The sequence below is a fragment of the Mycobacterium sp. M26 genome (genome assembly GCF_001494595.1).
Taxonomy (GTDB): domain Bacteria; phylum Actinomycetota; class Actinomycetes; order Mycobacteriales; family Mycobacteriaceae; genus Mycobacterium.
In genome coordinates this window covers 220,347-230,423 of record NZ_LN929907.1, presented here as the reverse complement: position 1 = coordinate 230,423, position 10,077 = coordinate 220,347, and the positions used below count along the sequence as shown (strand labels likewise).

The window sequence follows — 10,077 nt, the reverse complement described above, 5'->3', positions numbered from 1 at the left end:
GATGCAGGCTTCTTATCCGGCCGGAGCCGCTGCTGCAGGTGCCGCTGCCGCTCCCGCCGAGGCGCTTTGAATCGCCTGCGTGATCGACGGCATTACGACACCTTTGAGCAGGTCAACGGCCTGCCCCACACCAAGCTGGTTGGCTGCACTGCTCAGATCGCTGATGATCCCGCCCGAACTCGTCGGCGTGGTCGGCACCGCCAGCGACGGGTCCCCGAGGATCGGGTAGGTGCCGGCGACCGGGCCCAGCGGGGCGCTGATCGGCTGCTCGGTGGGCAGGCCGATGCCGGTGGCCGACGGGCTGGTGAGCGACGGGGTTCCCAGCTGCGGGGTGGTCAGCCCCGGCGTGGTGAGCGCGGGATTGGTCAGACCCGGATCGGTCAGCGACGGCGTCGTCGCGGCCGCCGCACCCGGCAGTGTGGCGCTGGGCGTGGTCAGACCGGGGGTGGTCAGACTCGGCGTGGTGAGTGCCGGGGTCCCGACGCTGGGAGTCGTCAGACCGGGCGTGGTCAGGCTCGGCGTCGTGAGGCCCGGGGTGGTCAGGCTCGGCGTGGTCAGACCGGGCGTGGTCAGGCTCGGCGTGGTCAGACCGGGCGTGGTCAGGCTCGGCGTCGTCAGACCGGGGGTGGTCAGGCTCGGCGTGGTGAGTCCCGGGGTGCCCAGGCTCGGGGTGGTCAGCGCCGGTCCGGCCTGCACGGGCTGCGCACCTGCCGGGCTCAGGCCGGTCGGCAGCGGTGGGATGTTGATCCCGAACTGCGACAGACCCTGCTGCAGGGCGGACAGCAACTCGTTGGGCAGGTCAGTGACGACAGCGGCCTGGACGAAATCACGGTGTTCGGGTGTCTTGGTGCTGGCGGTCAGCTCCATGACACCGACGGCTGCAAACGGACTTGCGACGGCCAAGGCGGCGACTGCGCTCATGGCTGTCGAGAGCTTGCGTCGACGACGGTTCGGCACGGAAGTCTCCTCAATCTGGATCTGAACTTCTGCGTGAGCCCCGAAATTTCGGCCGTGCGCCGAGACCGAAGCCAACGTGTTCGATGGTACGGCTGTGACTGGTGTGCTTAGAGTGACGATGCGGAATCGTGAGCTAATCGCGACCTTGATTCACTAGGAACGCCAACACATCTGCCGATGGCACCCCGGCTTGAGATGCGGATCACACCCGTGCGGTCGGATACCCTAGGCGCCGATGACGTCTCCTGATTCCCCGGGCCAGCAAGCCCCCTACGACCTCTTCGTCGTCGGCTCCGGCTTCTTCGGTCTGACGATCGCCGAGCGCGTGGCCACCCAGTTGGGCAAGCGCGTCCTCGTCGTCGAACGACGCAGCCACATCGGTGGCAACGCCTACTCCGAACCGGAGCCGCAAACCGGGATCGAGATCCACAAGTACGGCGCGCACCTGTTCCACACCTCCAACACCAGGGTGTGGGACTACGTCCGCCAGTTCACCGACTTCACCGGGTATCAGCATCGGGTGTTCGCGATGCACAACGGCCAGGCCTACCAGTTCCCGATGGGCCTGGGCCTGGTGGCGCAGTTCTTCGGCCGGTACTACAGCCCTGATGAGGCGCGCGCGCTGATCGCCGAGCAGGCGGCCGAGATCGACACCGCCGACGCGCAGAACCTCGAGGAGAAGGCCATCTCGCTGATCGGCCGGCCGCTCTACGAGGCGTTCGTCCGCGACTACACCGCCAAACAGTGGCAGACCGACCCCAAGGAACTGCCCGCCGCCAACATCACCCGGCTGCCGGTGCGCTACACCTTCGACAACCGCTACTTCAACGACACCTACGAGGGTCTGCCGGTCGACGGTTACACGGCATGGCTGGAGAACATGGCCGCCGACGAGCGCATCGAGGTCCGCACCGACACCGACTGGTTCGACGTGCGCGACGAGTTGCGGGCCCAGAGCCCGGACGCCCCGGTGATCTACACCGGACCGCTGGACCGCTACTTCGACTACGCCGAGGGCCGGCTGGGCTGGCGCACCCTGGACTTCGAGGTCGAAGTCCTGCCGACCGGGGACTTCCAGGGCACCCCGGTGATGAACTACAACGACATCGACGTCCCCTTCACCCGGATCCACGAGTTCCGGCACTTCCACCCCGAGCGGGACTACCCGACCGACAAGACTGTGATCATGCGGGAGTACTCGCGCTTCGCCGACGATGACGATGAGCCGTACTACCCGATCAACACCGAATCCGACCGCGCACTGCTGGCCGCCTACCGGGCCAGGGCCAAGGAGGAGACCGCCTCGGCGAAAGTCCTCTTTGGTGGCAGGCTGGGCACGTATCAGTACTTGGACATGCACATGGCCATCGCCAGCGCGCTGAGCATGTACGACAACGTCCTGGCGCCCCACCTGCGCGATGGGACTCCGCTGACCGAAAGCAGCACAGCATGAGCGACATCCCGTCCGGGCCCATTGCGCCCGGCGAGACCAAAGCGGTGAGCCTGCTCGCCCGCGTGATCCTGCCACGTCCCGGCGAACCGCTGGACGTCCGCAAGCTCTACATCGAGGAGTCGGAGACCAACTCCCGCCGGGCCCACGCCCCCACCCGCACCACGCTGGAGATCGGCTCGGAGTCGGAGGTGTCGTTCGCCACCTACTTCAACGCCTTCCCGGCCAGCTACTGGCGCCGGTGGTCGACGCTGGATTCGGTGGTGCTGCGGGTGGAGTTGACCGGGTCGGCCCGGGTGGACGTCTACCGGTCCAAGGCCACCGGAGCCCGGATCACCGTCGGCGGCACCCAGGTCACCAGCCCGGACGCCGACACCCCGACCGCCGCCGAGTTCGAGATCGGGCTGGACCCGTTCGAGGACGGCGGCTGGATCTGGTTCGACATCACCACCGACACGAAGGTGGTCCTGCACAAGGCCGCCTGGTACGCGCCGGTGCCGGCACCCGGCCGGGCCAACATCACCGTCGGCATCCCGACGTTCAACCGGCCCGCTGATTGCGTCAACGCCCTGAAGGCCCTGACCTCCGACCCGCTGGTCGACGAGGTCATCGGCGCGGTGATCGTCGCCGACCAGGGCACCAACAAGGCCGTCGCGCATCCCGATTTCCCTTCTGCCGCAGCACTTCTCGGTGACCGGCTGTCGATTCACAACCAGCCCAACCTCGGCGGGTCCGGCGGTTACAGCCGGGTGATGTACGAGGCGCTGAAGAACACCGACTGCGAACAGATCCTGTTCATGGACGACGACATCCGGATCGAGCCCGATTCGGTGCTGCGGGCGTTGGCGCTCAACCGATTCGCCAAGACGCCCACCCTGATCGGCGGGCAGATGCTCAACCTGCAGGAGCCGTCGCACCTGCACGTGATGGGCGAGGTCGTGGACCGCTCCAACTTTATGTGGACCAACGCCCCGCACACCGAGTACGACCACAACTTCGCCAAGTACCCGCTGGCCGATGACGAGGAGCGCAGCCTGGCGCTGCACCGCCGCATCGACGTCGACTACAACGGCTGGTGGATGTGCATGATCCCGCGCCAGGTCGCCGAGGAACTGGGCCAGCCGCTGCCGCTGTTCATCAAGTGGGACGACGCCGATTACGGCCTGCGCGCCGGGGAGCACGGCTACGGCACGGTCACCATGCCGGGCACCGCGATCTGGCACATGGCCTGGAGCGACAAGGACGACGCCATCGACTGGCAGGCCTACTTCCACCTGCGCAACCGGCTGGTGGTCTCGGCTCTGCACTGGGACGGTCAGGTGCGCGGGCTGCTCGCCAGCTCGCTGAAGGCCACCTTCAAACACCTGCTCTGCCTTGAGTATTCGACCGTGGCGATCCAGAACAAGGCGATCGCCGACTTCCTGGCAGGCCCCGAACACATCTTCTCCATCCTGGAGTCGGCGCTGCCCGAGGTCCGCAAGATGCGCGAGCAGTATCCGGACGCGGTCGTGCTGCCGGGCGCCACCTCACTGCCCAAGCCCAGCGGCCGCACCAAGGTCCACCGGCCGCCGGTCGCCTTGCCCGCCATCGGTTTTCGGCTCGCGCGCGGCGTGCTCCACCAGCTGCGCAAGGAGGATCCGGCCCACCACGAGCGTCCGCAGCTCAACGTGCCCACCCAGGACGCCCGCTGGTTCCTGCTGTGCAAGGTCGACGGCGTCACCGTCACCACCGCAGACGGCCGCGGTGTGGTTTTCCGTCAGCGTGACCGGGCCAAGATGTTCGCGCTGCTGCGCGCCTCGATGCGCCAGCACATCGCGCTGGCGCGCAAGTACAACCGGATGCGCAAGGTCTACCGCCAGGCGCTGCCGGTGCTCTCCAGCAAGGAGAAGTGGGAGACGGTGCTGTTCGATCAAGCTTCGATCAATGCCTGACGGTCGCGAGCCCGTCGCGCCGCCGCCCACCGGTGAGGTCGCGGCGCTGGTGGCCGTCCAGTCGCGGCTGGCCACCCCGCCGGTCCTGACCGTCGCCCGGGGGATGTCGCACTTCGGTGAGCATGCCGCGGGCTGGGTGGCGCTGTCCGCGCTCGGCGCACTGCTGTCGCGCACACGCCGCCGGGACTGGCTTCTCGTCGGGGTCGGAGCCGTCGCCGCCCACGCCGCCGCGATCGCGATCAAGCTCGTGGTGCGCCGCAAGCGTCCGCATCATCCGGCGATCGCCGTCAACGTCGGCACGCCGAGTGCCCTGAGTTTCCCCTCTGCACACGCCACCTCCTCCACCGCCGCGGCTATGCTGCTGTGCCGGGCCACCCGCTCACCGCTTCCGCTGGTTGTGGTGCCCGCGATGGCCCTGTCGCGGCTGGTGCTGGGCGTGCACTACCCGACCGATGTGCTCGCCGGGACAGCGGTCGGCGCGGTGGTCGCGCGTACGGCCGCACACCTCGCCTCACGACAGGCCTCACCGCAGAAGGAGACGCACACGTGAGTGAGGAAGCACCGCCGGTCGCCGGGCCACCGAGCAATCTGGCCTCGGGCATCATCAAGGCCATCCGTCCGCGCCAGTGGGTGAAGAACCTCCTGGTGCTGGCCGCTCCGCTGGCAGCCCTGGGTCGCGACGTCCACTACGACTACGGCGACGTGCTGTTCAAGGTGTCGATCGCGTTCGTCGTCTTCTGCCTGGCCGCGTCGTCGATCTATCTGGTCAACGACGCGCGTGACGTCGAGGCCGACCGTGCCCATCCGACCAAGAGGTTCCGGCCCATCGCCGCCGGTGTGCTGCCGGTCGGGCTGGCCTACGGAATCGCCGCCGGGCTCGGGGTGGCCTCACTGGCGCTGTCCTGGTGGCTCACCCCGCATCTGGCGCTGGTGATGGCGATCTACATCGCCATCCAGCTGGCCTACTGCTTCGGGCTCAAACATCAAGCGGTGCTGGACATTTGCATCGTCTCCTCGGGCTTCCTCATCCGGGCGATCGCGGGCGGTGTGGCCGCGGGCATCCCCCTGTCCCAGTGGTTCCTGCTGGTGATGGCGTTCGGATCGCTGTTCATGGCGGCCGGGAAGCGTTACGCCGAACTGCAGCTCGCCGAGCGCACCGGAGCCAAGATCCGCAAGTCGCTGGAGAGCTACACCAGCACCTACCTGCGTTTCGTGTGGACGCTGTCGGCCACCGCCGTGGTGCTGTGTTACGGCCTGTTCGCCTTCGAGCGCGACGGCACCACCGGCTCCTGGTGGGCGGTCTCGATCGTCCCGTTCACCATCGCGATTCTGCGCTACGCCGTCGACGTCGACGGCGGCCTGGCCGGGGAACCGGAGGAGATCGCCTTGCGCGACCGGGTGCTGCAGATGCTGGGGCTCTTGTGGATCGGAACAGTCGTTGCAGCGATCGTCTTCAGTTGAGCTGCTGCCGCCTGCTGAACCGGCCGGGGTAGCGCCCGCCGGGCCGAAACCGCTGTGGCGTCCGGCCTTTCCGTTCACCGTCACCACCCGGATCAGCGTGTGGGTGAGCGTCGTGGTGGTCGCGGCATTGTTCGGCTGGGGCGCCTGGCAGCGCCGCTGGATCGCCGACGACGGCTTGATCGTGTTGCGCACGGTGCGCAACCTGTTGGCCGGCAACGGCCCGGTCTTCAACGCCGGCGAGCGGGTGGAGTCCAACACCTCCACTCTGTGGACCTACCTGAACTACCTGGGCGCGGTGATCGGCGGGCCGATCCGCCTGGAGTACGTCGCCCTCACCTTGGCGCTGACGCTGTCGGTGGCCGGGGTGGTGCTGGTGATGCTCGGCACCGCCCGGCTCTACGCCCCTCGCCTGCAGGGCCGGCGCGCCCTGCTGGTGCCCGCCGGTGCCCTGGTCTACATCGCGATCCCGCCGGCTCGTGACTTCGCCACCTCCGGCCTGGAGAACGGTCTGGTGCTGGCCTGGATCGGCCTGTTGTGGTGGATGCTCGTGTGCTGGTCCCAGCAGGTGCGCGGCCGGGCCTGGTTCACCGCCGCCCTGGCCGTCGTCGCCGGGCTCAGCGTGCTGGTGCGCCCCGAACTGGCGCTGATCGGTGGTGTGGCACTGGTGATGATGGTGGTGGCCGCCCGCGACTGGCGCACCCGCGCGCTGATCGTGGTCGCCGGTGGTCTGCTTCCGGTCGCCTATCAGATCTTCCGGATGGGCTATTACGCCCTGCTGGTGCCGCAGACCGCGCTGGCCAAGGACGCCACCGGCGACAAGTGGGGCCAGGGCTTGATCTATCTGGCCAACTTCAACAAGCCGTACGCGCTGTGGATCCCGGCGCTGCTGCTGATCGCGCTGGGCGCGGTACTCGTCGTCACTCGCAGCACGCCGTGGTGGATTCCCCCGGCCGAGGCGCCGGGTGGGTACGGCCGCTGGGCCCGCCGGATTCAGAGCCCGGCCGCGGTGGTGATCTTCATCGTCGTCAGCGGTGTGCTGCAGGGCTTGTACTGGATCCGTCAGGGCGGCGACTTCATGCACGGCCGGGTTTTGCTGACTCCGGTGTTCTGCCTGCTGGCCCCGGTATCGGTGATTCCTCTCACGATGCCCGACACCACCCGGTTCGCCCGCGACAAGGCCAACCTGCTTGCCGGTGGCGCCGCGGTGCTGTGGCTCGCGGTGGCCGGGTGGTCGCTGTGGGCGGCCAACTCGCCGGGGATGGGGGCCGACGCCACCCGGGTGACCTATTCGGGCATCGTCGACGAGCGTCGCTTCTATTCGCAGGCCACCGGCCATGCCCACCCGCTGACCGCTGCGGACTACCTGGACTATCCGCGGATGCGCGCGGTCGTGGTGGCCATCAACAACACCCCCGACGGCGCGCTGCTGCTGCCGTCGGGAAACTACGACCAGTGGGACGTCGTCCCCGCGTTCCCGCCGCCGCCACCGCCACCGGGCGTGTCGATGGACACCTGGCGTCGTGAAATCGCGCCTCACACAGTCTTTTTCACCAACCTCGGCATGGTCGGCATGAACGTCGGGCTCAACACCAGGGTGATCGACCAGATCGGTCTGGCCAACCCGCTGGCCGCGCACACCGCCCGGCTCGAGGACGGCCGCATCGGGCACGACAAGAATCTTTTCCCGGACTGGGCGGTCGCCGAGGGGCCGTGGCTCAAGGAACACCCCTACGTTCCGCCCTACCTCGACGAGGGCTGGATCAAGGAGGCCGGGGTGGCCCTGCAGTGCCCCGAGACCGCCCGGAAACTGGAATCCATCCGGGCTCCGCTGGGCATCCGCCGCTTCCTGTCCAACGTGGTGCACTCGCTGGACTACACCGGTTACCGCATCAATCGGGTGCCCCAGTACGAGCTGCTGCGCTGCGGTCTCGATGAGCCCGAATTGGACGGCACCCCGTACACTGGCTTACCGGCCACTGGGCCCTAGCCGTCGGAGGACGTTAGCTGGGAGGGCCCCGGCCGGTAACGCTGCGGTCAGATCGCGGCGATACACAGACCAAGTCGGGTAATGCGGCACACGTATGCCGTGGAATGGATGACAGAGCTACCGATGCTTCGTGCAGTGCGTAGGTCGGGCGTGCGCGCCCTCGGCCACCGACTGACTGTCGCGGTCGCCGCCGTCCTGATGATGTCGGGCGTTGCGGTCGTGACAGGGGGCGCACCCAGCGCCAACGCCTTCTCCCGGGACGGCCTGCCGGTGGAGTACCTGGACGTGTACTCCCCGTCGATGGGCCGCAACATCCGTGTGCAGTTCCAAAACGGGGCTGCCATGACGCCCCCGGCTCCCGATGCGCCTGCGGCGCCGGCGGCGCCCACCAAGGCGGTCTATCTGCTCGACGGCCTGCGCGCTCAGGACGACTACAGCGGCTGGGATATCAACACCCCCGCCTTCGAGTGGTTCTACGGCTCCGGGGTCTCGGTGGTGATGCCGGTCGGCGGCCAGTCCAGTTTCTACTCGGACTGGTATTCGCCGTCGAGTTTCAACAAGCAGCCCTACACCTATAAGTGGGAGACATTTCTCACCAGTGAGCTGCCCGAGTTCCTGGCGGCCACCAAGCAGGTGTCGCGCACCGGCAACGGTGTGGTGGGGCTGTCGATGTCCGGCGGTGCAGCTCTGATCCTGGCCGCCTACCACCCGCAGCAGTTCATCTACGCGGCGTCACTGTCCGGCTTCCTCAACCCGTCCTCGGTGCTGATGCAGCAGGCCATCCGGGTGGCGATGCTCGATGCCGGCGGCTACAACGTCGACAACATGTGGGGTGCCCCGTGGGATCCCGCGTGGAAGCGCAATGACCCGGTCAAACAGGCCGCCACCCTGGCCCGCAACGGCACCCGGCTGTGGATCTACTGCGCGCCCGGCGGGCAGACCGACCTCGATCAGGGTGCCGACCCCGGCCTGGCGCTGAGCGCCAACAGTCTCGAGTCCCTGGCGATCAACAGCAACAAGAATTTCCAGGCCGCCTACACCCAGGCCGGTGGCGCCAACGCGACGTTCAACTTCCCCCCGTCGGGCAATCATTCATGGCCGTATTGGGGAGCTCAGCTGACCGCTCTGAAACCCGATCTGATCAGCACAATCAACCGATGAAAGGCGATCACGGGCAGATCTCTGAAGAGGAACGATCACATCACATGTGGTTGACTACCAAGGCACTGCTGCGCGGATCGCATGCGGTGCGGCACACACAAAAAGGATGGGAATAGTTGCATGAAGTTCGTTGAGAAGTTGCGTGGCGCATGGCTGCGCCGGCTGACGGTGGCCACCGCGGCCGCCGCCGTGCTGCCCGGCCTGATCGGCGTCGTCGGCGGCTCCGCAACGGCCGGGGCGTTCTCCAAGCCGGGCCTTCCGGTGGAGTACCTCGATGTTCCGTCGGCCGGTATGGGCCGCGACATCCGGGTCCAGTTCCAAAGCGGTGGCGCCAACTCGCCGGCGGTCTACCTGCTCGACGGTCTGCGCGCCCAGGACGACTTCAACGGCTGGGACATCAACACCCCCGCCTTCGAGTGGTACTACGGCTCGGGCCTGTCGGTGATCATGCCCGTCGGTGGCCAGTCCAGCTTCTACAGCGACTGGTACAAGCCGGCCTGCGGCAAGAACGGCTGCCAGACCTACAAGTGGGAAACCTTCCTGACGAGCGAGCTGCCGACCTGGCTGGCCGCCAACCGTCAGGTCAAGCCGACCGGTAGCGCCGCCGTCGGTCTGTCGATGGCCGGTTCGGCCGCGCTGACCCTGGCCATCTGGCACCCGGAGCAGTTCCCCTACGCGGCCTCGCTGTCGGGCTTCCTGAACCTGTCCGAAGGGTGGTGGCCCGCGCTGGTCAACATCTCGATGGGCGACGCCGGCGGTTTCAAGGCCAACGACATGTGGGGACCCACCGAGGACCCGAACAGCGCCTGGAAGCGCAACGACCCGATGGTCAACATCCAGCGCCTGATCGACAACAACACCCGCATCTGGATCTACTGCGGTGACGGCAAGCCGTCGGACCTCGACGCCGGCACCAGCAGCGGCAACCTGTTCAACGCGAAGTTCCTCGAAGGGTTCACCCTGCGGACGAACAAGACCTTCCGTGACACCTACCTCGCGGACGGTGGCACCAACGGTGTGTTCAACTTCCCGGCCAACGGCACCCACCAGTGGGGCTACTGGGGCCAGCAGCTGCAGCAGATGAAGCCCGACATCCAGCGCGTCCTCGGGGCCACCCCGACCGCCTGATC

Annotated in this window: 8 protein-coding genes; 7 read left to right on the top strand and 1 reads right to left on the bottom strand. The window is 67.5% G+C overall.

The features are described from left to right. Positions 1-12 precede the first annotated feature (12 nt). Complete coding sequence (locus BN3385_RS01135) at positions 13-957, bottom strand: hypothetical protein (RefSeq protein ID WP_059014293.1); 945 nt, start codon at positions 955-957, stop codon at positions 13-15. Positions 958-1,192: 235 nt separating this feature from the next. Here BN3385_RS01135 and glf point away from each other — a divergent pair, with 235 nt between their 5' ends. The 7 genes from glf to BN3385_RS01100 all read left to right on the top strand — a co-directional run bounded on the left by glf (position 1,193) and on the right by BN3385_RS01100 (position 10,075). Further along, entirely contained in the window at positions 1,193-2,410 is a 1,218-nt protein-coding gene (gene glf, locus BN3385_RS01130) for a UDP-galactopyranose mutase (protein ID WP_059014291.1), read from the top strand. Beyond that, positions 2,407-4,338, top strand: a complete 1,932-nt coding sequence (locus BN3385_RS01125; RefSeq protein WP_059014289.1) for a glycosyltransferase — start codon at positions 2,407-2,409, stop codon at positions 4,336-4,338. Before glf ends, BN3385_RS01125 begins: the two co-directional genes overlap by 4 nt. Next, the gene (locus BN3385_RS01120; protein WP_059014286.1) at positions 4,331-4,888 is read left to right on the top strand and encodes a phosphatase PAP2 family protein; all 558 of its coding nucleotides are present in this window, start codon (positions 4,331-4,333) and stop codon (positions 4,886-4,888) included. Before BN3385_RS01125 ends, BN3385_RS01120 begins: the two co-directional genes overlap by 8 nt. Beyond that, positions 4,885-5,799, top strand: a complete 915-nt coding sequence (locus BN3385_RS01115) for a decaprenyl-phosphate phosphoribosyltransferase (RefSeq protein WP_059014284.1) — start codon at positions 4,885-4,887, stop codon at positions 5,797-5,799. Before BN3385_RS01120 ends, BN3385_RS01115 begins: the two co-directional genes overlap by 4 nt. Before the next feature lies 1 nt (position 5,800). After that, positions 5,801-7,786, top strand: coding sequence for a terminal beta-(1->2)-arabinofuranosyltransferase (aftB, locus tag BN3385_RS01110; RefSeq protein WP_502688046.1), 1,986 nt, complete (start codon positions 5,801-5,803; stop codon positions 7,784-7,786). Between the two features lie 108 nt (positions 7,787-7,894). Next, positions 7,895-8,947 (top strand): alpha/beta hydrolase, encoded by a 1,053-nt coding sequence (locus BN3385_RS01105; RefSeq protein ID WP_059016260.1) that lies wholly within the window; start codon positions 7,895-7,897, stop codon positions 8,945-8,947. Positions 8,948-9,067: 120 nt separating this feature from the next. After that, a complete protein-coding gene (locus tag BN3385_RS01100; protein ID WP_059014280.1) occupies positions 9,068-10,075 on the top strand; it encodes an esterase family protein in 1,008 nt (335 codons plus the stop codon). The last annotated feature ends 2 nt before the right edge of the window (positions 10,076-10,077 follow it).